Annotated in this window: 24 protein-coding genes; 9 read left to right on the top strand and 15 right to left on the bottom strand. The window is 60.7% G+C overall.

Translation table 11 applies throughout. The features are described 5' to 3' along the window. Positions 1–139 precede the first annotated feature (139 nt). From JFU47_RS01260 to JFU47_RS01245, 4 genes are all read left to right on the top strand, one after another. The gene (locus JFU47_RS01260) at positions 140–1,942 is read left to right on the top strand and encodes a HAMP domain-containing protein (RefSeq protein ID WP_140678173.1); all 1,803 of its coding nucleotides are present in this window, start codon (positions 140–142) and stop codon (positions 1,940–1,942) included. Next, complete coding sequence (gene narL / locus JFU47_RS01255; protein WP_201180278.1) at positions 1,939–2,586, top strand: two-component system response regulator NarL; 648 nt, start codon at positions 1,939–1,941, stop codon at positions 2,584–2,586. The genes JFU47_RS01260 and narL overlap by 4 nt, the downstream gene beginning before the upstream one ends. An 86-nt stretch (positions 2,587–2,672) precedes the next feature. Then, on the top strand, positions 2,673–3,347 hold the full coding sequence (locus JFU47_RS01250; protein WP_201180277.1) for a Crp/Fnr family transcriptional regulator: 675 nt from the start codon (positions 2,673–2,675) through the stop codon (positions 3,345–3,347). A gap of 74 nt (positions 3,348–3,421) precedes the next feature. Further along, positions 3,422–3,820: a putative zinc-binding protein gene (locus JFU47_RS01245; RefSeq protein ID WP_201180276.1), complete on the top strand. Its 399-nt coding sequence runs from the start codon at positions 3,422–3,424 to the stop codon at positions 3,818–3,820. Positions 3,821–4,645: 825 nt separating this feature from the next. Here the strand turns inward: JFU47_RS01245 and ubiT are convergent. The 7 genes from ubiT to norR all read right to left on the bottom strand — a co-directional run bounded on the left by ubiT (position 4,646) and on the right by norR (position 11,367). After that, on the bottom strand, positions 4,646–5,116 hold the full coding sequence (gene ubiT / locus JFU47_RS01240) for a ubiquinone anaerobic biosynthesis accessory factor UbiT (RefSeq protein WP_201180275.1): 471 nt from the start codon (positions 5,114–5,116) through the stop codon (positions 4,646–4,648). Continuing rightward, positions 5,110–6,000: a U32 family peptidase gene (locus JFU47_RS01235; RefSeq protein ID WP_201180274.1), complete on the bottom strand. Its 891-nt coding sequence runs from the start codon at positions 5,998–6,000 to the stop codon at positions 5,110–5,112. The genes ubiT and JFU47_RS01235 overlap by 7 nt, the downstream gene beginning before the upstream one ends. Before the next feature lie 10 nt (positions 6,001–6,010). Next, complete coding sequence (gene ubiU / locus JFU47_RS01230) at positions 6,011–7,006, bottom strand: ubiquinone anaerobic biosynthesis protein UbiU (RefSeq protein ID WP_033059066.1); 996 nt, start codon at positions 7,004–7,006, stop codon at positions 6,011–6,013. Between the two features lie 76 nt (positions 7,007–7,082). Next, positions 7,083–8,318: a molybdopterin molybdotransferase MoeA gene (locus JFU47_RS01225; RefSeq protein WP_201180273.1), complete on the bottom strand. Its 1,236-nt coding sequence runs from the start codon at positions 8,316–8,318 to the stop codon at positions 7,083–7,085. Continuing rightward, entirely contained in the window at positions 8,315–8,869 is a 555-nt protein-coding gene (gene moaB / locus JFU47_RS01220; protein ID WP_123366649.1) for a molybdenum cofactor biosynthesis protein B, read from the bottom strand. Before moaB ends, JFU47_RS01225 begins: the two co-directional genes overlap by 4 nt. 248 nt (positions 8,870–9,117) lie before the next feature. Beyond that, positions 9,118–9,765: a pyridoxamine 5'-phosphate oxidase gene (pdxH, locus tag JFU47_RS01215; RefSeq protein ID WP_201180272.1), complete on the bottom strand. Its 648-nt coding sequence runs from the start codon at positions 9,763–9,765 to the stop codon at positions 9,118–9,120. Positions 9,766–9,837: 72 nt separating this feature from the next. After that, positions 9,838–11,367 (bottom strand): nitric oxide reductase transcriptional regulator NorR, encoded by a 1,530-nt coding sequence (gene norR / locus JFU47_RS01210; protein WP_201180271.1) that lies wholly within the window; start codon positions 11,365–11,367, stop codon positions 9,838–9,840. Positions 11,368–11,523: 156 nt separating this feature from the next. Between norR and ytfE the strand changes: the two genes are divergently transcribed. After that, positions 11,524–12,198 (top strand): iron-sulfur cluster repair protein YtfE, encoded by a 675-nt coding sequence (gene ytfE / locus JFU47_RS01205; RefSeq protein WP_201180270.1) that lies wholly within the window; start codon positions 11,524–11,526, stop codon positions 12,196–12,198. A 75-nt stretch (positions 12,199–12,273) separates the two neighbouring features. Here the strand turns inward: ytfE and JFU47_RS01200 are convergent, their stop codons facing one another. Both JFU47_RS01200 and JFU47_RS01195 read right to left on the bottom strand, forming a co-directional pair. Beyond that, positions 12,274–12,711: a hypothetical protein gene (locus JFU47_RS01200; protein ID WP_201180269.1), complete on the bottom strand. Its 438-nt coding sequence runs from the start codon at positions 12,709–12,711 to the stop codon at positions 12,274–12,276. 28 nt (positions 12,712–12,739) lie between these two features. Next, positions 12,740–13,930 carry an NnrS family protein gene (locus tag JFU47_RS01195; RefSeq protein ID WP_201180268.1) on the bottom strand — a complete coding sequence of 397 codons (1,191 nt, stop codon included), beginning with the start codon at positions 13,928–13,930 and terminating at the stop codon, positions 12,740–12,742. Between the two features lie 572 nt (positions 13,931–14,502). Between JFU47_RS01195 and JFU47_RS01190 the strand changes: the two genes are divergently transcribed. Then, entirely contained in the window at positions 14,503–15,186 is a 684-nt protein-coding gene (locus JFU47_RS01190) for a Crp/Fnr family transcriptional regulator (RefSeq protein ID WP_008156275.1), read from the top strand. Beyond that, positions 15,183–15,383 (top strand): protein DnrP, encoded by a 201-nt coding sequence (locus JFU47_RS01185; RefSeq protein ID WP_201180267.1) that lies wholly within the window; start codon positions 15,183–15,185, stop codon positions 15,381–15,383. The genes JFU47_RS01190 and JFU47_RS01185 overlap by 4 nt, the downstream gene beginning before the upstream one ends. A 200-nt stretch (positions 15,384–15,583) precedes the next feature. Here the strand turns inward: JFU47_RS01185 and JFU47_RS01180 are convergent, their stop codons facing one another. The 6 genes from JFU47_RS01180 to JFU47_RS01155 form a co-directional block, all read right to left on the bottom strand. Further along, positions 15,584–17,425 (bottom strand): nitric oxide reductase activation protein NorD, encoded by a 1,842-nt coding sequence (locus JFU47_RS01180; protein WP_201180266.1) that lies wholly within the window; start codon positions 17,423–17,425, stop codon positions 15,584–15,586. A gap of 78 nt (positions 17,426–17,503) precedes the next feature. Beyond that, a complete protein-coding gene (locus JFU47_RS01175; RefSeq protein ID WP_201180265.1) occupies positions 17,504–18,931 on the bottom strand; it encodes a cbb3-type cytochrome c oxidase subunit I in 1,428 nt (475 codons plus the stop codon). A 3-nt stretch (positions 18,932–18,934) separates the two neighbouring features. Then, positions 18,935–19,375, bottom strand: a complete 441-nt coding sequence (locus tag JFU47_RS01170) for a c-type cytochrome (RefSeq protein ID WP_123366660.1) — start codon at positions 19,373–19,375, stop codon at positions 18,935–18,937. Between the two features lie 263 nt (positions 19,376–19,638). Continuing rightward, positions 19,639–19,896 carry a cytochrome C oxidase subunit IV family protein gene (locus tag JFU47_RS01165; RefSeq protein ID WP_201180264.1) on the bottom strand — a complete coding sequence of 86 codons (258 nt, stop codon included), beginning with the start codon at positions 19,894–19,896 and terminating at the stop codon, positions 19,639–19,641. A 10-nt stretch (positions 19,897–19,906) separates the two neighbouring features. Next, the gene (locus JFU47_RS01160; protein ID WP_201180263.1) at positions 19,907–20,494 is read right to left on the bottom strand and encodes a cytochrome c oxidase subunit 3; all 588 of its coding nucleotides are present in this window, start codon (positions 20,492–20,494) and stop codon (positions 19,907–19,909) included. Continuing rightward, positions 20,478–21,281 (bottom strand): CbbQ/NirQ/NorQ/GpvN family protein, encoded by an 804-nt coding sequence (locus JFU47_RS01155; RefSeq protein ID WP_242485030.1) that lies wholly within the window; start codon positions 21,279–21,281, stop codon positions 20,478–20,480. The genes JFU47_RS01160 and JFU47_RS01155 overlap by 17 nt, the downstream gene beginning before the upstream one ends. Positions 21,282–21,480: 199 nt before the next feature. On the opposite strand from JFU47_RS01155, the gene JFU47_RS01150 reads away from it, so the two are divergent. Then, a complete protein-coding gene (locus JFU47_RS01150; protein ID WP_140678137.1) occupies positions 21,481–23,169 on the top strand; it encodes a nitrite reductase in 1,689 nt (562 codons plus the stop codon). Positions 23,170–23,193: 24 nt separating this feature from the next. Further along, positions 23,194–23,508: a c-type cytochrome gene (locus JFU47_RS01145; RefSeq protein WP_201180262.1), complete on the top strand. Its 315-nt coding sequence runs from the start codon at positions 23,194–23,196 to the stop codon at positions 23,506–23,508. Positions 23,509–23,513 lie beyond the last annotated feature (5 nt).

The following is a 23,513-nucleotide window of genomic DNA, read 5'->3' as shown; positions in this document are numbered from 1 at the left end:
TGAGGTTTTCAGCCAAGGTTTTTGCTGACAAGGATCAGTCGACAACTCTTTAGAGGTAGCGCGCCCGGGATCGGCGGCAAAACCCCTTCCTGGAGCTCCATGTGCTCTGTTTTCCTGATTTCTTCCGGGACTTGCGCCGATGATGCGCTGGTTGCGCAGCTCCCTGCCCGCTCGCGCCGGGCTGGCCGTGATCCTGATCGCCGTGCTCGCCCTCGCCAGTTCATTGAGCGCCGGACTGATCGCCTGGTTCAGCCAGGGCGATGCGGCCGCCATCAACACCGCAGGCTCGGTGCGCATGGAGACCTACCACCTGAGCTGGAAACTGGCCGCGGGTGCAACCGGCGAAGAAATCATCGCCATCACCGACAGCCTGCAAACCCGTCTCACCAGCCAGTCACTCAAAGCGGTGCTGGAAGATGGCCCGACCACCGCCCTTCAAATCAGCTACGGGCAAATCCAGCAGCAATGGAACGAGGATTTGCGCCCGGCACTGGAGCGCGGCGATGCCGCCTATTTTCAGGTCCAGGCCCAGCCCTTCATTGAACAACTGAACCAGTTCGTCAACCTGTTGCAGCGCCAAAGCGAACAGAAGCAAGGCTGGCAACAGGTGATCCAGGGCCTGGCCTTGTTCACCACCCTGTTCGTCCTGCTGATTGGGCTTTACGAATTGCAGTACGGGGTCGTCATGCCCTTGAAAGAGTTGGTGGATGCGACCCAGCGCTTTCGTCGCGGCGATTTCAAAGTGCGGGTCAATCATCAGTCCCAGGACGAACTGGGCCAGTTGGCCATGAGTTTCAACGCCATGGCCGAGACGATCGAAGACTCGCATCGCACCCTTGAGAGTCAGGTCCAGCAAAAAACCCTGAACCTGCAACAAGCCAATGCCGCCCTTGAGTTGCTGTACCAGAGCAGTCGAAGCCTGGCCACTCGCCTGGCCAATGCCGAAGGCCTGGATGAATTGATTCGACGCTTCCAGCAACGCCTGCCCGGCTTGCGCCTGTCGCTGTGTCTGCAAGGACAAATGCAGGCACCGGCCCAGCAGTTGCTCGCCCTGCATGGCGCGAACATCCGGGAAGTCTGCGCCAGCAGCGATTGCGCCACGTGCCAGAAGCACCATAAAGCCAGTCCGCAAACCTTCAGCATCAGTAACCAGGGCAGCGAACTCGGTGAACTCAAAGCGCATTTTGTCGACGGTCACCCGACGCAAGCCTGGGAAACCCAACTGATCCAGGCATTGGCCAACCTGATCGGCACCTCGCTCTCGCTCAAACGCCAACGGGAACAGGATCATCGCCTGCTGCTGCTCGACGAACGCACGATCATCGCCCGCGAGCTGCACGACTCACTGGCCCAAGCCCTGTCCTACATGAAGCTGCAAGTCAGCCGCCTGCAAACCCTGATGCGCCGTGGCGAACCGGTGGAAACCCTGGAAAACGTTACCGCTGAACTGCGCGAAGGGCTGAACAATGCCTACCGCCAGTTACGCGAATTGCTGACCACCTTTCGCTTGCAGATTCACGATGCGGGACTGGTGCAGGAGCTCAAGGACACCGCCGAGGAGTTTTCCCGGCGCGGGGAATTCCAGGTGCACCTGCACGTCGACGCGCTGGCCTTTCAGTTATCAGCCAGCGAGCAAATCCACATCTTGCAGATCACCCGCGAGGCGCTCTCCAATTGCCTGCGCCACGCCCATGCGCAGAACGCCTGGCTGCAACTGCGTCAGGACGGTGAAACCGTCAGGCTCATCGTCGAAGACGACGGGCGTGGCTTCAGCGGCAATGTCGACCAACGCGAACACCACGGCCTGAAAATCATGGATGAGCGGGCCCGCAGCTTGCGCGGCCAACTCGAAATAGTCTCCAGGGAGCCGCAAGGCACCCGCGTGCAACTGGAATTCCAACCGGAGTTTCTCGGGCAGCAAACAGAAGGTAGCGTCACATGAACCCGTCCCTGCAACACACCATCCTGCTGGTCGACGACCACCCGATGATGCGTCACGGCATCCGCCAGATGCTCGAACTCGAAGATGATTTCCTGATCGTCGGCGAAGCCAATAATGGTGAAGAAGCACTCGCGATGATCGAGCCGCTGCAACCGGACCTGGTGTTGCTCGATAACAACATGCCGCAAATGAATGGCATTGAAACCCTGCGCCAATTACGGGCGATGCACTACACCGGCAAGGTGCTGCTGTTCACGGTGTCAGACGCCGAAGACGATATTCGCGACGCACTGCGTCTGGATGCCGACGGCTACCTGCTCAAGGACATGGAGCCCGAACTGTTGATTCAGTACATCCGCAACGCCTTGAACGGCGAACTGGTGATCAGCCCGGGGCTGACCCAAGTCATGGCCCAGGCGCTGCGCTCACCGCAGCGCCAGACCGTGGTGGAACTGACTGAGCGTGAACGCCAGGTGCTGAAAACCATCGCCAGTGGTTTCAGCAACAAAGTCATTGGGCACAAGCTGGGCATCACCGAAGGCACGGTCAAGGTTCACGTGAAAAACCTGCTGCACAAACTCGGTTTGCGCTCGCGGGTAGAGGCGGCCGTGTGGGCCATGGAGCATCTGCGCAATGCCGGCTGACGGGCATGCCTCTTTGGAGGTAGGCCAGCAGAGGCATAGGTCATCCGGCCGGCGCTCTCTACTATGAGCGTCAGCGGAGGTACGCCATGCTGACCCACCCTTCCATCGTTTTAACGTTGCGCCGTCATCATCTGTTCAGCCAGCTACCGGAGAAAATCTTCGAGGAAGTCTGCGGCCTGGCGATGCTCAAGCGCCTGGCCTGTCACAGCACACTCATGCACCAAGGGGATCCGGCCAAGCGCTTTTTCCTGCTGGTCAGCGGCCAGATCAAGTTGTACCGGCTGACCGGCGAAGGTCAGGAGAACCTGGTGGAGATCATTCAGCCCGGCCAGACCTTTGCCGAAGCCTTGCTGTTCAGTCAGGCCCGTCTCTACCCGGTGAGCGCCACGGCGCTGAAGGACAGCGTACTGGTGACTATCGAGGGCAGCCATTACCGCAACGCCCTGGAAGATCAGCCGAAAGTTTGCCTGGCGATCCTGGCGAGCATGAGTGTGCACTTGCACCTGCGTCTGCGGGACATCGACACCTTGACCATGGCCAGTGCGAGCCGGCGGGTGATCAATTTCCTGTTCCAGGAGCGCAACCCGGTCAGCGGTTTGATTGTCTTGCAGGTGTCCAAACGCCTGGTGGCCTCGAAGCTGGGTATTCAGCCGGAAACCTTTTCGCGGATCTTGCACCGCCTGGTGGACTGCGGCCTGATCGCGATGGAACGACGCAATATCAGCATCCTCGCCGAAGAGGATCTGGCGGCCTTCCAATAGACGGAATTGACCGCAGTCAATGCGCAATGCCACCGGCCTTGCACACTGAAGAAGTCCATCCATGGAGAGCGCTCATGTCCCGTTCAACCTTGCCCCTGATTTACTCCTGCTCAGGCTGCTCCAACGTTGCCCAACTGGCCAACACCCTGGCCGTGCAGCTTGATCGCAGCGGCCTGGCGGAAATGTCCTGCATCGTCGGGGTCGGCGGGCATGTGGCGGCGTTGGTCAACAAGGCACGCTCGGCGCGGCGGATTTTTGCGCTGGATGGGTGTCCGTTGCAATGTGTTGAAAATTGCCTGAAGCAGCATGGTCTGCATGCTGATGTGCATCTGATTCTTAGCCATTACGGGTTGCGCAAGCGTTATGGCGAGGATTGCACGCAAGCAGAGAGTGATGAGTTGTTTGAACAGATCAAGCGGTTGATTGCCAGTGATGCTCGGCAGCATGAAAGCCTGCAGGAAACGATGGCCTAAGGGACAACGAAAATCAAAACTGCGGGAGCGAGCTTGCTCGCGATGGCGGGTTGACCGCTGACCTATGATTTTGGTCGGGGTGCATATCCGTTGCTGCGGTAACGGCAACCTAGGGTTCCGCCCTTACGGCGGGTCACTTGGAAAAGCCCCAAGTAACCAAGGGCTCTTGCCCCTGACGTTCGGTGCCTCGCTGTGGCTCGGCATGCCCTCGCTCCGGTCCTGCTCCGTGGGCCCGCCGCCATCGGCCATCCATGGCCGGGGGCGGCTAACCCGGCATCCATGCCGGGTTGCCCACTACGCAGAACCTCCACTCGGCCTCTCGAGGGGGCGAGTACCGCAAAAGCACCGCGAGGCGGCCTACCGGCCGGCCTGTCTCTTCAAGCGTACGCACTCCCCTGTGGGAGCGAGCCTGCTCGCGAAAGACGTGAACGATAACGCGTGCTGTCTGAATGAACGCGGTGTCCGGACGTTTTTCGCGAGCAGGCTCGCTCCCACAGGTACAACGCCAGGCTTTTGATCTTGCTTTTGATCTTGCTTCTGATCTTGATCTGCCCCGTCGGAAGGCCGAGCGCAGGTTCTGCGCAGTGGGCACCGCGGCAAGGATGCCGCGGTAGCCGCCCCCGGCCATGGATGGCCGATGGCGGCGGGCCCGCGGAGCAGGACCGGAGCGAGGGTATGCCGAGCCACAGCGAGGCACCGTACGTCAGGGGCGAAAGCGTTTTGGTTACTTTGGCGCTTTTCCAAAGTGACCCGCCGTAAGGGCGGAACCCTAAGTCGCCATCACCGCAACAACGGATATGTACCCCGACCAAAAACACAGGTCGGCTAACCCGCCGCCAACCCCTTCCCCGCCCGCTCCAGATTGCGCCACAGCCACACAGGCAACACATCAGGATCAAGACTGTCGATCAGGTTCTTCAACGCCAACCCCAACTCCGTATCACCCTCAATCACCAAACGCCGGCGAAAGAACAACGTATCCGGATCTTCCTGACGACTCGCCAGCAATAAAAACTCGCGCCAGTTACCACTGATCGTCACATGCGCCGTGGCGCGTTCAGCAATTCGCAACCCGTCACGAGTCAGCGTCAGGAACCACGCCAACCCCAGGTCCGGAATCCGCAAACACAACCAACGCCCACGTAAAACCTCGAACTCGCCATCGCGCAACGGCTCGGCGAGGCAACGATTGAGCGCCTGCTGCAACGCCAGACGCTGCACCGCAAAAGGCACCCGGCGCACCAACGGCAACAACCGGTCGGCGCCTTTCAACAACCACTTTTTACGATTCAACACAGGCCAACCTCCTCGACGCGCAACATGCCGGCCTGGCCATGCCAGTAGCCATTGCAACCGTCGACGAACAACGGCGGTGCCTCGCCCAGACGAACGCGTTGATAGGCACCAATGACCTCGACCATGCCTTGAGCGCGAGGGCTCAGACGCAACACATCGGCGCCACAGGCCACCAGCTCGGCGTAATCCGCCAGCAGATTGGTTACCTCGGCCGACATCGTTTGAATACCGTTAATGGTGAACAGCGCCTGCCCTTCCTGACTGGTCAGCGGCAGGCCGTCGGGGTAGTTGAGGCAGCAAAACCGGCAGTCGTCCTTGGGCAGGTTTTCCGCCCGGGCCGTGAAGCAGCGTGCGGAATAGGCCAACGGCAAATGCCCGTAGGCAAAAATCTCGACTTCCGGCACTTCACGGCCCAGTTCGCGCACCTGCTCAAGCACATCACCAATCAGCGCCGCCGAGCATTCCACCGGCGGCACCCAACGGGTCATTCCGCAGTCCAGCAGTTGCGCGAGCGTATGACCGTTGTACAAATTCAGTGCCGGACCACCCACGAACGGCAACTTGCGCTCGGCCAGGAACTGCACCGCGCCCATGTCGTTGGCTTCCACCAGCAATTGGCCGTTGTCGCAAAGACGGCGCAGGCTGGAAAGTTCGGAGGCCGCTTCGATCAGCGTCAGGCTGGAAATCACCAACTGTGCCTGACTGCATTCCTGCAACTCGCGCCCCAACCCCAACCATTGATCCAGTGAAAAGGCTCGACGTTTCGAACACACGGTTTCCCCCAGATAAATCACATCCAGGGGCAAGGCCGACATCTCGGCGTAAAAGTTGCTGAGTTGCTCTTTGTCCCAATAAAACAGAACCGGTCCAAGGCTGAGCTTCATGTCGCCTCCCTCATTGCCATGATCGATGGTAAGCACCCAGGGTGGTCTGGCTGCCTTCGGACAAACCGGCCAGTACCCGGCGCCATTCCTCCTTGACCCGAAAACTGCCCGGTGAGCCACGATGGGCATCCAGTGCCGCGCGCCAGACGCGGGTGACTTGTTCGACATAGGCCGGACTGCGTTGCCGGCCCTCGATTTTTACTGCCTCGACGCCGATGGCCGTCAATTCCGGCAGCAAATCCAGAGTGTCGAGGCTGGTGGGTTCTTCCAGCGCATGAAAGCGTTTGCCGCCGACCAGGAAGCGGCCTTTGCACAGGGTCGGGTAACCGGCGGGTTCGTCAGGGGTGTAACGGTCGATCAGCACTTCACTGAGCCGTGCGCTCAAGCCGTCGGCGTCGTCGCTCCAGCGCACCGCTTTGGCCGGCGAACAGACGCCGCACAGATTGGGCGACTCGCCGGTTATGTAAGACGACAGATGGCAACGCCCTTCGGCCATGATGCACAAGCTGCCGAAGCCAAAGACTTCGATGGGCACCGGGCTGCTCGCGGCGACCTGACGCACCTGCGCCAACGACAACACCCGTGGCAGTACCGCGCGCCGAATCCCGTAGCGCTGCGCGTAAAACTCAAGCGCCGCAGCATGGGTTGCCGAACCCTGGACCGACAGGTGCAACGCCAATTGCGGATGGCGCTGGCTGGCGTAGTTGAGCACGCCGGGGTCGGCAGCGATCAGCGCATCCACGCCGAAATCGGCGGCACGATCGACCGCCCGTTGCCAGCGTTCCCAGCCCTTGGGTTGCGGGTACGTGTTGACCGCGACGTAGAGTTTGCGTTGATGCTGGCGGATGTGAGCGACCGCCGCGTCGAACTGTTTGTCGTCCATGTTCAGCCCCGCGAAATGCCGGGCATTGGTGTCATCGCGAAAACCGACATAGACGGCATCGGCGCCTTCGCGCACCGCCGCTTTCAGCGCAGGCAGGTTCCCTGCCGGGCAGACCAGTTGCATGGGTAATCCTCATGGAAAAACGCGCCGCCAGTCTAGCGAGACCAGCAGGCACAGCCTTGACGGCAATCAATTGCGATCAATGCATCAGGTCGGCGAAGGACAGGAACATCACGTTGTCGTGCTTGAGCACTTGCTGCTCGCACTCGATCACCGCCAACCCGTCGGCCCAACACGCGGCGGTCAACATCGCCGAGCTTTGCTGAGGGTGCAGCTCCACGCTCAACTGGCCGTCAACACCCGGCGTCAGCCGAGCCCGCAGGTACTGCCGACGCTTGTTGCGCTGCAACCAGTCAAACCCGGCGGGCACGGCCAATGGCACCGGCAACACGTCTTTCACGCCCTGGGCCCTGAGCAGGAACGGACGCACCACCACCAACGCGGTAATCAGCGCCGCCGAAGGATTGCCCGGCATGCCGATCCAGGGTTTGCCGGCGACTTCGCCGAAGGCCAGCGGTTTACCCGGCTGAATGGCCAGCCGCCAGAAATCCAGGCTACCGAGTTCCTCGATGGCCTGTTTGAGGTGATCTTCCTCGCCCACCGAGACGCCACCGGAACTCAACAACAGGTCGCATTCCGAGGACGCCAGGCTCAAGGCATGCCGGCTGGCTGCCAACTCATCGGCCATGACGCCATAGTCATGCACCTCGACGCCCCAGCCGCTCAACAACGCCGCGAGGCAGTAACGATTGCTGTTGTAAATCTGCCCGGGCGCCAATGAATCACCCGGCTCACGCAGTTCATTGCCGCTGCTGAGCAAGCACACCTGCAACGGTCGATGGACTTCGACCCGCGCGATGCCCGCGCCGGCCAGCAACCCCACTTCTTGCGCACGCAGGCGTTTACCGGCCTGGAGCAACAGGTCTCCCCGGCGAACCTCCTCGCCCCCCTTGCGCACGTGATCACCTGCGCTTAGGGGTGGAAACCAGACACGCTCGCCATCAATCCGACAGCGCTCCTGCGGCACCACCGTGTCGGCACCCGGCGGCAATGGCGCACCGGTAAAAATCTGCACTGCTTGCTGCGCAAGCAACGGCGAGCACGCCGAATCCCCCGCCGCAATTCGTCCAGCAATCGGCAAATAGCCTCCGTCCGCTGGCAGGTCAGCGGCCCTGAGGGCGTAACCGTCCATGGCACTGTTGTCCCAGGCCGGCAGGTTGACGGGGGAATGAATGTCCGTCGCCAGCACCCGACCCAAGGCTTGATCCAGACCGATCTTTTGCGCCAGGGGCGGCGGCGGTGCCTGGTCCAGCAAACGGCTGATGGCCTCGTCCACCGGCATCAGGTGGCCGAGGTCGCACACCCGGCCAGTCATGAGCGTGTCTCGCAGGCGTCGATGACCCGTTGCCCTTGCGGTTTCAAATGCGGGGCGAAATTGCACGGGCCGGTGCGGCTGTCCAATTGTTCAAGCAGGATCTGGTTCCAGGCCGTTCGACACGCGCCCGGCGAGCCCGGAACGCAGCACACCAGCACGCCGTTGCTCATCCCCGCCAATGCGCGGGATTGCAGGCTGGACATGCCGATTTCCGCCAGGGACACCTGACGGAACAGTTCACCGAAGCCTTCCACGTGTTTGTCCAGCAACGGCAAGACCGCTTGCGGCGTGTTGTCGCGCGCGGTGAAACCGGTGCCGCCGGTCATCAATACCACCTGCACCTTGGGGTCGGCGATCCAGTGGGAGACCTTGGCGCGGATCTGATAAATGTCGTCCTTGACCAGGTCACGATCGATCAATACATGCCCGGCCGTTTGCAGCAAATCCGTCAGGGTCTGCCCCGAGGTGTCAGTGTCAAAGGTGCGCGTATCGCTGATGGTCAGCACGGCAATGTTCAGGGGTTCAAACGTGCGTTGCGCCAGATGGGCCATATCCAAGCCTTCCCGTAAATGAGGGTATGGGACGAAGCCTGAACTGGAATTCCCGGTGAGCCTATTCCTCCAAGGAGGTACCTCCACAGGGACATAAGGAGAATGTGCAGGCCACACAAAACCTGTGGGAGCGGGCTTGCCCGCGAAGACGGCGTCTTAGTCGATAAATGTGCTGAGTCGAGCATCGCCTTCGCGGGCAAGCCCGCTCCCACAGTTGATCTGCGTCGCTACATGCTTTGCACGATCGATCAAGGCGCCAAACGATTTCGCTGCCAAACGCCATCGCGCAAACGGTAATCGAGACGGTCATGCAAGCGGTCGGCACGGCCCTGCCAGAATTCAAGACGATCAGGGTGCAAGCAGTAGCCGCCCCAATGCTCGGGCCGCGGCACGGGCTTGCCGGCAAAACGTTGGGTGGTTTGTAGCAACAGCGATTCAAGCTCGGCCCGATTGGCCAGCGGCCGGCTTTGCGGTGAAGCCCAGGCGCCCAGGCGACTGTCCTGTGAGCGGGAATCGAAGTACGCATCCGACAGCGCCGGGTCGAGCCTGGAGACCTGGCCTTCGATACGCACCTGACGCTCCAGCCCCGGCCAGAAAAAGGTCATGGCGGCATGCGGGTTGGCGGCCAGTTGCTGGCCTTTGTCACTCTGGTAATTGCCGAAAAAGGTGAAGCCCTCATCGCTCCAGCCCTTGAGCAACAGCACCCGGCAGTGCGGGCGCCCTTCACTGTCGACGGTCGCCAACACCATGCTGTTGGCTTCGACAGGCGCGCGCTCGGTGTCGCGGGCCAGTTGCAGCCATTGCCGGAACATCGCCAACGGGTCGTCCAGCGCCGAATCGTCTTGCAGGCCAAAAAGGGTGTAGTTGCGGCGCATCTGTGCCAGGGAAAGGGGCATGACAGTGATCTCCAAAAAGGTTCCGCCCAGTGTGCAAGACACTGCGCAACACCACCTTGACCACCATCAACCTTATTTGAGACGCAGACGCCGAGCCAGTTTGTGCAGGTTGCTGGGATCGACTTCCAGAATCCGCGCGGCGCTGGCCCAGTTCTCCCCAGACAGGCTCAAGGCCTGGAGAATTTTCTTGCGCTGGTAATCGTCGACCGCTTCACCCAGAGGCTGGAACGGCTCATCAGCCGTAACGTCCAGGGGACTTTCGGCGACCGCACCCTGCCCGCCCACGGCACTGTCGAGGTCGAGAATCTCGGGCTCCAGCGTCATGATCAGGGTGCGACTGGTGCCGCGACTGAGCTGCTTCAACGCGGCTCGGCTGATCACATGTTCCAGCTCGCGCACATTGCCCGGCCAACTGTACGTCAGCAGCGCTCGCTCGGCCGCCGGCGACAGACGCAAACCGCGCAGGCCGAGCCGCGTCCGATTGAGTTCAAGGAAATGCCCGGCCAGCATCAATACATCATTGCCTCGCTCGCGCAGCGGCGGAATCGGCACCGGGTACACCGAGAGCCGGTGATACAGATCGGCCCGAAACAAGCCGTCGCGGATGCTGTCCGGCAGGTGCCGGTTGGTCGCGGCGATGATGCGCACATCGACATGCAGCGGCTTGTCAGCGCCGAGACGCTGGATCTCGCCGTTTTGCAGGGTGCGCAGCAGCTTCGCTTGCACGGCCAATGGCAATTCACCCACTTCATCGAGAAACAGCGTGCCACCGTTGGCGGCATCGAAACGTCCGGCACGGTCACTGGTGGCTCCGGAAAACGCGCCTTTGACATGGCCGAACAATTCACTTTCTGCCAGAGACTCCGGCAACGCGGCGCAGTTGACCTGCACCAGCGGCTTATGACTGCGGCGCGACAGACGATGCAAGCGCCGGGCGAACAGTTCTTTGCCGACGCCGGTCTCGCCCAACAGCAACACCGGCAGCTCGGAGTCGGCCAGTACGTCCAGTTCATTGAGCAACTGATGCAGCACCTCACTCTGCCCGAGGATTTCGCCTTCGTCCGCCGGCCTGCGTACGTCTTGAATATCGCTGCGGGACAAGCGCAGGCTGCGGTTTTCCTGCTCGAGCCGGGTGACTCGCACGGCGGCTTCGATCTGCAAGGTACAGCGCTTGAGCTCCTCCCGCGCACGGCTGTCGAAGGTCCCGGCGTGCAGCGCATCGAGGGTGATCGCGCCCCAGATCCGACCCTCCACGTACAGGCTCACGCCCATGCAGTCGTGCACTGGCATCGGTTCGCCGGCGTGATTGTCGAGCAAGCCGTCATAGGGGTCCGGCAGGCGACTGTCGGGCTCGAACCAGGTGGGTTCGCGCGACGCCATGATCGCCGCCAGCCGTGGATGCTGGGCGATGACAAACCGACGCCCCAACGCTTCATGCACCAGCCCCACCGTCGCCACCGGCCTGAGGCTGTCGTCATCCAGACGCAGCAATCCCACGGCGCCGCTGTTGAAGTACTCGCGCAGGGTATGGACCAGTCGTTGCAACCGCACAGCATTGGGCAACTCGACAATCAGGTCGGCCGCCAGGCTTTCACGCAGCATGGTAGTTATTACCCTCTATGGTTGGATTCACCCTAAAGCGTCCGGGTGCCTATCACCACAACTAAAAATTAAGTCATATTTTTCAATACGTTAAATATGGCATGCCGGGTGCAATGAGCCTGGGGAACCGTTGAAATCCAAACAAGGAACCCCCTGATGAGCCTGCCCCTACTGGAACAAAGCCTCGGCCAACTGGCTTGCGACATTCCCGGCGCCACGCGGATTTTCCACACCTTCAAACTGGACTTCTGCTGTGGCGGGCATAAAAGCCTGCGCGAAGCGGCGGCTGGCAAAGACCTCGACCCGGTGCTGATCGCCGATGCGCTGCACCGGCTGCAAGACACCGACGAAACCCAACACGATTGGCGCAGCGAACCCTCGGAGCTATTGATCGCCCACCTTCTGGCGCGCTACCACGCCCGCCATCGCGAGCAACTGCCGGAACTGATCCGCCTGGCCCGTCGTGTCGAGCAAGTCCATGGTGCGCGCAACAGCTGCCCTAATGGCCTGGCCGATCTGCTGACCGACATGCAACAAGAACTCGAAGGCCACATGCTCAAGGAAGAACAAGTGCTCTTCCCGATGCTGCAACAGGGCATCGGCCCTCAGGCCGCGCCGCCGATCCAGGTGCTGCGCTTTGAACATGATCAACATGGCGAAGCCCTCGAAAGGCTGCTCGCACTGACCAACAACATCACCCCGCCGGCCGATGCCTGTAACACCTGGCGTGCCCTGTACCGTGGGCTGCTGGAGTTTCGTGATGACCTGATGCAACACATCCATCTGGAAAACAACGTGTTGTTTGTTAATGCCTTGAACCGTCGTCATTGATCGATCGCCGCTCACACCAAACCCGCGCCAGCCCTCCGGTTGACGCGGGTTTTGTCTGTCAGGGACGGCGGCTGATCAACCGTGCCAATAGAACATGGCCTTGGCCAGGATCACGATCAACACCATGTGCCCGAGGATGCTGCGACGAATCCAGCTGGCGCGGGTCGTGGTCAGGCGTGCGCTTTTCAGCCAGTACGCCAGCAGGAAGTAATGGCCGATGATGCTCAGGGCCAGCAAGATCTTCAGGCTCAGCAAGGTGCCAAAACTGCTCGCCAGCGGCTGACTCAATACGCCACGGTGTTGCCACGCCAGGCTGATGCCGGCGCCATACAACAGCAACACCACGCCATGCAGCACCTTGCGCGAGCGCACCGCAATCGCTTGATCGGCGCCCGTTTGCGCGCTAACCGCCACCTGCTGGCGGGCGTTGTGCCAGATCACCACCTCGAAAAACAGCGTGCCGATGAAGGCAATCGCCGCCAGCAAGTGGGTGACCAGTAAAAAGGGATACATCACTGGCAGCCTCCATCAGTTCACGTGGTTAGCCCGGATGGCCGTCCACCCGGGCCCGCAGCAGCATCGGCCCATAGCGCCAGGCGTACAGCGCAAACGCCAGCGCCCAACACAGACCGGCCAGCCACAACGCAGACAGGGGAAAGAACAGGATCAACACGACCCGGCTCAGACACGCCAGGTTGAGCAAAATGAACGCGAGGGTCATGCCCGACGGCGGCTCCAGCGCACGGCCGGTATGCCCCAGGCTGACCCGCGCGATCATCGCCAGCACCAGACCGCCCATGGCTCCGATCGTCAGGCAATGCACCGCCAGACCTGGATTGATCGGCACGCCGAAATGCCACAGCGCCATTGCGAAACAGGCCACCGCCAACCAGGCATAAGCCAGGTACAACGACCACAGCAACGGCACGCGCCAGAGGGCGCGATCATGCCAGCGAACCAGGCGCACCAGATGCCCGGCGGCCAACACGGCGAACAACAGGCCCACCCAGAGATTAGGGTCAAGCGCGGGTCCCGCGGCATACAACAACGCCACCAGCGGTGAGCCAATCAGCAGCAGCCAATCGAGCCAGGGCCAAGGGGTCACGCCATCGACCTTGCCGAGGCCGCGCTGGATGAAGAACGGAATGACTCGCCCACCGATCAACCCCATCATCGCCGCCACCAGCCATAGGCCGGTCAGCACGCCTTGACGCTGCCAGCCTTCATGACCTTCGACCAGGCCGTACAGGGACAACCCGTCGGCTGCCGCTAACAACAGCAGCACCACCGCAATCGGGTAGTTACGTTTCTGCCGCACCTTCCACAAGGTGAAACCCATGAGCGCGGCCACCGCCAGCGGGAACGCCAGTTCCAGCACGGCGAGCACGGGCAACGGGGCATTGACCAGCCAGGCCACCCGCGCCAACAACCACAGCAATGCCAGCGCGGCGAGTGGTCGCCCGCTGAGGCCGGGGCGACCGGTCCAGGTCTGCACCGCCGTCAGTAGAAAACCCGCGATGATTGCCAAGCCGAATCCGAACAGCAATTCGTGTCGATGCCAGCCCAGCCAGCCACCCGCCGGCTGCCAACCGGAAAGCGCACCATTGAAGGCGGCCAGCCAGAGCGGAATGACCAGCACTGCCAGAAGGCAGCCGGCGAGGAAAAATGGCCGAAAGGCCAAACGTAACAGCGGCGCGATAGCCATCGCTTTACGGCGGTCAAGCACTTGCATAAAGCCACTCCTTTACCTTGCTGCTGACCTGACGCTAATCCACACGCGTCGAGGCAAGTCCGGGGGCAATGATCGGGTATTGGCGATCAATTGCCTTTGTCGCAGGTCAAGTGTGCAAGGGGCGTGCCCTGCAGCTTCTCGTATTCCTGTGACGAGGGCCTTTGCCCTTGTGGGAGCGAGCCTGCTCGCGATCACAGCGGTACATCCGGCATCAATGTCGGCTGACCTGCCGCTATCGCGAGCAGGCTCGCTCCCACAGAGGTCTTTGACTTAGGGTGGAAATGACCATTTAAGGGTTATTTGAACCCTAAACTCCGTAGTCGTTTTTACCCTCCTTTCTGACGACCCCAGTAAACAAAGGCCTCCAGGCATGGCCCGCGTCTTGCTCAATGGTTCAGGAATTAAGGAAACCTTGATCCTTCTCGATCCCCAGGAGTCGTCATGAAAAAAGTCATCCAGCCATTGGCCTGGTTTGTGGTGTTGACCTCGGTGCTGGCGTTGGCCAGCGGTGTCTCGCTGGGCCTCGTTTGACTTGATCGCCATCCCCTCCTCAATCTTCAGGATGAATTCTTATGGTGCTTCATCGCGTCCATCACCAGATTCTGCGCAGTCATCACTTGTTCGAGCCGTTGAACGAAGAACAGCTGGATGAGTTGATGAGTACCAGCCACTTGCTGAGCATCGACAAAGGCGAACCGTTATTCCGCCAGGGCGAGCCGGCAGACTCGTTCTATTTCGTGATTGCCGGCGCGGTGAAAATCTATCGCCTGACACCGGATGGGCAGGAAAAAGTGTTTGAGGTCATTGGTGATCGGCAAACCTTCGCCGAAGCGATGATGCTGATGGACACCCCGAACTATGTGGCCTCGGCCGAAGCGATCTGCCCGACTCAGCTCTACCGGTTATCCAACAACACCTACATGCGCCTGTTGCAGAGCAATAGCCGACTGACCTTTGCGCTGCTCGGCAAGCTCTGCGTTCGCCTGCATCAACGGGTCAACGAAATCGAAACCCTGTCCCTGAAAAACGCCACCCACCGGGTCGTGCGTTATCTGCTGACGCAACTGGTGCGCCAGCAAACCGTTGACAGCCAATTCGAACTGCCGATGGCCAAGCAATTGATTGCCGGGCATCTGTCAATTCAGCCGGAGACCTTTTCGCGGATCATCCGTCGCCTGATCGATGAAAACATCATCACCCAGGACGGCCGCCAGATCGCCATTCTCGATCGTCTGCGCCTGGAACAGTTCGAGTGAGTGCCATGCCCGTCTGTTTGTATTGCCAACGCGCCAACCCACCGCAGGAATCCGAATGCCGCCAATGTGGCATGCCCCTGCCGGTATTGGCCGCACACGCGGCACAGCGTCGTTTGCGCCGATTCAAGTGGTTCTGCATCGGCCTGACGATCTTCTGCGTGACGATGTTTTTCTGGCTGCCACGCAGCATCTCCTGAAGACCGCACAAATCCCCTGTAGCAGCTGGCGCAGCCTGCGTTCGGCTGCGAAGCAGTCGTAAATCCTGAACCCACGGTTTTTCTGAAACACCGCGTTGTATGGTTTTACGACTGCTTCGTCCGAACGCGGCCCGAGCCGAACGCAGCCTCGCAGGCTCGGCAGCTGCTACAGGGGCGCAGGCGACAAGGGACGGTGTCGATCACGGCTGGGTCAACTGCCGATACAACTGCGGCAACCGCAGGGGTAATTGCTCGGGCTGGCGGATCAAGGTGTAGCCATTGGCGCCGAACATGTAAGGCAGGTAATCCCCGGCCTCGCGATCAATCGTGATACAGAACGGCGTCAACCCCTGGCGCCGCGCCTCCAGCACCGCTTCGCGGGTGTCTTCAACGCCGTAACGCCCCTCATACAAATCCAGATCATTCGGTTTGCCATCCGTGAGCAGCAGCAACAGTTTGCTGCGTCGTTTGCTCTTGCCCAGCAGTTGGGTGGCGTGGCGGATGGCGGCGCCCATGCGGGTGTAATAACCCGGTTTTAGCCCTTGAATGCGACCACGGGTGTTGTCGTCGTAACGCTGGGTGAAGGACTTGAGTTCTTGCATGCGCACTTGATGACGACGCAGCGAGGAAAATCCGTACAGGGCGAAATCATCACCCAGCACCGACAAGGTTTCACCGAACAGCAGCAAACTGTCGCGGATCACATCAATCACCCGATGCTCATCGTTCAAGTGTGCGTCGGTGGACATCGACACATCGGCCAGCAACAGGCACGCCAGGTCGCGGCGCGTCTGCCGTTGTTCCATGAACAGACCTCGCTCCGCACACTGGCCATGCTCGCGTTCGACGTGAAAATCCAGCCAGGCCTGCATGTCCAGCTCAGACCCTTGAGGTTGCTGGCGTAACCATTGGCGGTCATTGCGCAGGTGCTCGAACTGGCGGCGCAGACGGTGCGCCGGGGCCTTCAGCCGTGTCGGCAGTGGCTGCGCCTCGCAGTCCCGGGGCACCATCATTTGCAGATTGACGAAGCTGTCCTGCATCTGCTGTTTGCGATAGTCCCACTCCGGCAACTTGATGCCCTCGCCCAGGGGAATATCGTCGACATCGGCCGGCGGCAAATCCAGGTGCAGCTTGAGGCCGCCGCCCTTGCGCAGACGGGTGCGCGACAGGCTCAACTCATCGAGGTCCTCGGCGACTCTGGCGGCGTCGGGTTCTTCGCTGTCGTCTGACCAGCGATCCAGGTCCACGTGTTCGGTCCAGCTGAACAGGTTCTCCAGGCGCACGATCAACAACCCACCGTCGCGGCTGCCTTCATCGATCCGCTTGGCGCGTTTGCTTGCGCCTTTCTGCTCACCGGGCGGGGTCGTCAGCGATTCTTCGGACTCGTCACCGAGGTCGGCCGCCTGCGGGCTGGCGAGGTTTTGCGGCGGGTACAGCCACAGCGGCAGCGGCCACGCGGCCCGTTCGCTGCGCGGAAAATGTTCGACACTGCCGGGCTCGCGCAGGGCTTGGCATAACGCCCGTTCCAGTGCCGCTTCGCCGGTACTCAATGTGGCCGGATCCGGGCGCAATTGCAGGTGAGCATCGACCAGACGTTTGTACCGGGCACGCAACGCGGGATAGCGCCGCAACAGCTGCTGCGTCCAGCGTTGATTGTCTCGCCCCCAATGACGCATCTGCCCGGCCTGAGCCGCCAGCAACGCGAGCCAACGATAGAGCTCCTCGTTCAATGCAACTTCAGGAAACACCGCCAGGCTCGACGGCAGACGCAGGTTCGTCTCGTCGCACCACGCCAAAGGTACTTGCTTGCAGGTGCCGGCGATCTGCTGCAGCACGTTGCGCCGCAACAGCAGATCGCGGTCGCTGGCGGCTTCGACACCGATACCACTGGCGCCGCCCATGGCGCGAAACAGCAGCGCCAGCGGACGTTGCTGGCTGGCCAGTTCGACGCGTGCTTCGGGGAAGTCCGGGCTGGCGCGCCGGGTGATGAAGCGATGCCAGACGCTGCCGACCCACTCTTCCAGTTCGACGGTAAAGGCCATGATCATTGCCCTTTTTGTAAAGCAAAAAAACGGCCCGCTGTATCAGCCGGGCCGACCTTTTCTAGCCGTTACAGCGGCTCATGAAGGCACCACGGCAGCCGGGGCGCGCAAGGCTACGCGGCCACGTTGCTTGAAGCTGAACAGGTAACAGAGCAGTCCCGCGAGGAAACCAAGACCGGCGCCAAAACGGGCCCAGAACAGCACCTGCAGATGTTCGACCGTGGCCATGAAGGGTAACGCGACGCCATCGACCTGCCAGCGTTGCAGATAAACCTGAACGACACCGGCTGCGGTGAGGAACAGCGTGATCATCACCATCGACAGCGTCATCAACCAGAAGCCCCAGATTTCGAAGGTCTGCGAGCGCTCATCGCCTGCCTCACCCAATCCGCGCAGTCGTGGCATGGCGTAGCTGATCAAGGTCATCACGATCATCGCGTAAGCACCGTAGAAGGCCAGGTGACCGTGAGCCGCCGTCAGTTGCGAACCGTGGGTGTAGAAGTTGACCGGAGCCAGGGTATGCAAGAAGCCCCAGACGCCAGCGCCGAAGAACGCTGTGACGACGGTTCCCTTGGCCCACAGGGTAGCGGCGCGGTTCGGGTGTTGCCGGCGACGGTTCTTCACCATGCTGAAGGCGAAGATCACCATGGCTAGGAACGGTAGCGGTTCGAGGGCCGAGAAGATTGAACCGACCCACAACCAGACCTCAGGCGCACCGATCCAGAAGAAATGGTGACCGGTACCGATGATCCCGGTAATCAGCGCCATGGCGATGATCACATAGAGCCATTTTTCCACGACCTCCCGGTCTACACCGGTGATCTTGATCAGCACGAATGCGAGCATCGAACCCATGATCAGTTCCCACACGCCTTCCACCCAAAGATGCACCACCCACCACCAGTAGAACTTGTCTCGGGCCAGGTTGCCGGGGTTATAGAAGGAGAACAGGAAGAACACCGCGAGCCCGATCAATCCGGTCATCATCACCATGCTGACGGTGGTCTTGCGACCTTTGAGCAGGGTCATGCCGATGTTGTAGAGGAAGCCCAGGCACACCACCACAATGCCCATCTTGGTGATGGTCGGCTGTTCCAGGAACTCCCGGCCCATGGTCGGCAGCAGCTCGTTGTGGGTCAGTCTGGCCAGGCCGGCATACGGCACCAGCAGATAGCCCAGGATCGTCAACACACCCGCGGCGGCGAATACCCAGAACAGGATGATCGCCAGTTTCGGACTGTGCAGTTCGCGGTCGGCCTCTTCCGGAATCAGGTAATAGGCGGCGCCCATGAACCCGAACAGCAGCCAGACGATCAACAGGTTGGTGTGCACCATCCGCGCTACGTTGAAGGGAATGATCGGGAACAGAAAGTCCCCTATCACGTATTGCAGGCCCATGATCAAACCGAACAGCACCTGACCGAGAAACAGGATCAGAGCAAACACGAAGTACGGTTTGGCCACGGCTTGCGAGGCGAATTTCAGATGCGGATTAGCAATGCTCATCGCTTAGCCCTCCTTGTTTGGCGGCCAGCCATTGGTGTTGATTTTCGAGCTCCATTTGAGGAATTCGGCGATGTCATCCACCTCCTGGTCACTCAACTTGAACTGAGGCATCGCGCGCCGGCCTGGTACGCCCAGTGGCTGCATTTTCATCCAGGCCTGCAGAAAGGGTTTGAAGCCCGCCTCCCCGCCGCGCCGCTGGAACACGTTACCCAGCTCAGGCGCAAAGTAGGCGCCCTCGCCCAGCAGCGTGTGGCAGCCGATGCAATTGTTTTGCTCCCAGACCAACTTGCCGCGCACCACTGATTCGGTGAGCTGCGCTTCATTGCTGCGCTCTGGAAAGGTCTGTTCCGTGTGATAGGTCAAAGCCAGGAATATCAGGAAGAAGAAAATGCTTCCTCCGAAGTAGATGTTCCTGGCCATGCCTTTGGTGAAGGTGTCTGACATGGTCGCTTCCTCTTTGCTAGGCCCGTCCATCATAGGAAGCGAAGGGTTGAAACCTGCTTGATGGCGATCAAGAAAGTCAGATGGTTTTGGTCGGGTATTACACTTGAGCCCTACTCGGTCCATGTAGCAGCTGGCGAAGCCTGCGTTCGGCTGCGAAGCAGTCGCAAACCCAGCCACCTCGGTCAACCTGATACACCGCAGTGCCGGATTTTACGACTGCTACGCAGCCGAACGCAGGCTTCGCCAGCTGCTACAGGGATTGGTTAACGGAACAAAATCAGCGTCAGCCCCACAACGGTCGCCAACACCAACGCCCAGCTCAACATCAACCGGCGCCACAGCCGCGGCGCGTGGCGCATCTCCATGAAACCGTCGGTGATCAGCCAGGCCTTGCCCACCGCCACCAGCAAGATGGCAATCGACAGCAGCGATGTCGCGCCAACGTGTGCCAGCACCACCGTGCAAACACTTAACGTCGCGAGCGCCGCCCAACAGACGAGCAATACCCTGGAAACAGACATGAGAACCTCGTCAACTCAGCACGTAGACCAGCGGAAACAACATGACCCAGATCAGATCGACCATGTGCCAATAGAGCACGCCGGATTCAAATCCACTGCGCTTGCTGGCGTCGTGCAGGCCACGGCGACAGCGCTCGGCCAACCACCCGAGAATGACCATGCCGAGCAGTACATGCAGAAAATGAAAACCGGTAAGGATCCAGTAGAGGGTGAAAAAGGTGTTGTGCTCCATGCCCAGCCCCGAGGCCTGCAAGTGCCGGTATTCCGTGAGTTTCAACATCACGTAGACACTGGCGGCGAGCAACGCCATCAGCAGGAAGACGGCGCCGTGGCGGGATCGTGAGCGCCTGACCTGTTCCTGCGCCAGCGCGGCGAACAGCCCCGCGGTGAGCAGGCTCAGGGTCATCGCCAACCCGGTGGAGGTGTTCAGCAACAGACGGCTTTCACTGAACATCTGCGGCTTGAGCGCCTGGGTCACGGCGAACACCAGGATCAGGATGGCGAACACCGACAGCTCGGCGAGAATGAAAAACCACATCGCCAGATCGCCCGGCAAGTGACGGCGCGAGACGCCCGTGGACTCAGCCGAAGTGGACATCAACCACGTCCATCAGCGCGGCAACGGTCAGCGGATCGTCGCTCAGCGGCTCGGCCAGGCAGGCCATGCAGGCCTCACGCGGGCTCATGCCGGAGCGGATCATACGCGCAGTAAAAATCAGCAGTCGCGTTGAGGCGACCTCCTCCAGATCATGTTGATCGAGCCGGCGCAGCGCCTGGCCGAGCCGCACCACTTGCGCTGCCAGCGCGGTGTCCACCTGCGCTTCCCGGGCAACGATGCGTTCCTCATCAGCCACCGGCGGATAGCCGAAGCGCAGCGCGACAAAGCGTTGGCGGGTGCTGGGCTTCATGCCTTTGAGCAGGTTCTGGTAACCGGGGTTGTAAGACACCACGAGCATGAAGGACGGCGGCGCCTTCAGCACTTCGCCGGTGCGTTCCAGGAACAGCTCCCGACGATCATCGGCCAGTGGATGCAACACCACCACGGTGTCCTGACGCGCCTCGACCACTTCGTCGAGGTAACAGATGCCGCCTTCACGCACCGCGCGGGTCAGTGGTCCGTCCTGCCACCAGGTGCCCTGGGCACCGATCAGGTGACGGCCGATCAGGTCGGCCGCGCTCAGATCGTCGTGGCAAGCCACGGTGTACAGCGGCAGTTTCAGCCGATGGGCCATGTGCTGGACGAAACGGGTTTTGCCGCACCCTGTCGGGCCTTTGATCAGCACCGGCATGCCGTGTCGCCAGGCTTGTTCGAACAGCGCCTCCTCATTATTCAGCGGTTGGTAGAAGGGTTCGATCGGGTGTTCGCAAGACTGGATACGGTCCATGGGCTGCCTGTTCCAAAAGCGGATTCAAGGAACACGCTACGGGCCCCTGCGACAACCTGGCAAGTGAGATGGCCGGCAAACTTGATCGTCGTCAAGCGAACATTGGCCTGCTCGGGCATAGCCTTGCACGGCACTAAGAACCTGCGTTCTGCGCTGCAGTTTCAGCACATCGCAAAGGTCTTGCCTGAGGAGAAATGGAATGCTGATCAGCAATAGAAAAACGTTTGCCCTGACCCTGACCACGCTGTGTTCGGCACTGGCCCTGGCGGTGAGTCATGCCGCCAGCGCTGAAGAGCCCGCCGCCGCGGCCACCCCGCCCATGGTCAAAACCGCTGGTGCTCCCGACATGAGCCAGGCCGAGTTCGACTCGTCCAAGGAAATCTACTTCCAGCGCTGCGCAGGCTGCCACGGTGTGCTGCGCAAAGGGGCCACGGGCAAACCGCTGACGCCGGACATTACCCAGAACCGCGGGCAACCGTATCTGGAGGCCTTGATTACCTACGGGTCGCCGGCGGGCATGCCGAACTGGGGGACGTCCAATGCGCTGACCAAGGATCAGATCACCTCAATGGCCAAGTTCATTCAGCACGCGCCGCCGACGCCACCGGAATGGGGCATGGCCGAGACGCTGAAAACCTGGAAAGTGCTGGTCAAACCCGAGGACCGTCCGAAGAAGCAACTGAGCAAACTCAACCTGCCCAACCTGTTTTCGGTGACATTGCGCGATGACGGCAAGATCGCCCTGATCGATGGGGACAGCAAGAAAATCGTCAAACTGATCGAGACCGGTTACGCGGTGCACATCTCGCGGATCTCGGCGTCGGGCCGCTACCTGCTGGTGATTGGTCGAGACGCCCGGATCGACATGATCGACCTGTGGCCGGTGGACCCGACCAAAGTCGCCGAAGTCAAAGTCGGCATCGAGGCGCGCTCGGTCGAGACCTCCAAGTTCAAAGGCTACGAAGACAAATACACCATCGCCGGTTCTTATTGGCCGCCGCAATTCACCATCATGGATGGCGAAACCCTGGAGCCGAAGCAGATCGTTTCGACCCGCGGCATGACCGTCGACAAGCAGGAATATCACCCCGAACCTCGAGTCGCGGCGATCATCGCCTCCCACGAATGGCCGGAGTTCATCGTCAACGTCAAGGAAACCGGCAAGGTCATGCTGGTCAATTACCAGGACATTAAAAACCTCACCGTCACCTACATCGACGCCGCGCCCTTCCTGCATGACGGCGGTTGGGACAGCACGCACCGCTACTTCATGACCGCCGCCAACAACTCCAACAAGGTTGCCGTGATCGACTCCAAGGAGCGCAAGTTGACCGCGCTGGTGGACGTCGGCAAAACCCCTCACCCCGGTCGCGGCGCCAACTTCAACCACCCGACCTACGGCCCGGTCTGGGCCACCAGCCATCTGGGTGATGACGGTATCTCGCTGATCGGCACCGACCCGACCAAACACCCGCAATACGCGTGGAAGCAGGTCGCCTCACTCAAGGGCCAGGGCGGCGGATCGCTGTTTATCAAAACCCACCCCAACTCTCATCACCTGTACGTCGACACCACCCTCAACCCCGACGCCAAGCTCAGTCAATCGGTGGCGGTGTTCGACATCGACAAACTCGACGCCGGCTACACCGTGCTGCCCATCGCTGAATACGCGGGCATCAAGCAAGGCGCCATGCGCGTCGTGCAACCGGAATACAACAAGGCCGGCGATGAAGTCTGGTTCTCCGTGTGGAGCGGCCAGACAGACGAATCGGCGCTGGTGGTGATCGACGACAAAACACTGAAGCTCAAGTCAGTCATCAAGGACAAACGACTGATCACACCCACCGGGAAGTTCAACGTCTACAACACCCAACACGACATCTATTGAGCTCCATCAATGCAAGGAAACACCATGAAAAATACTCTGTTTTCACTGTTCGCCCTGACCGCTGCGCTGAGTCTGCAGCCGGCCATGGCCCAAGACGCGCTGGAGTTGTTCAAGAGCAAACCCTGCGCAGCCTGTCACTCCATCGACACCAAGATTGTCGGCCCGGCGCTCAAGGATGTAGCGGCCAAGAACGCTAGCGTACCCGGGGCCGTGGACACCCTGGCCAGCCACATCAAGAACGGCACACAAGGCAACTGGGGCCCGATGCCCATGCCGGCCAACCCGGTCACTGAAGAAGAAGCAAAAATTCTCGCAACCTGGGTACTGACACTCAAATAACCGCC

Origin of the sequence: Pseudomonas sp. TH39(2020) (assembly GCF_016650715.1) — a bacterium.
Taxonomy (GTDB): domain Bacteria; phylum Pseudomonadota; class Gammaproteobacteria; order Pseudomonadales; family Pseudomonadaceae; genus Aquipseudomonas; species Aquipseudomonas mandelii_C.
Note: the sequence above shows the minus strand (reverse complement) of the source record. Positions and strands in the feature narration are given on the sequence as shown.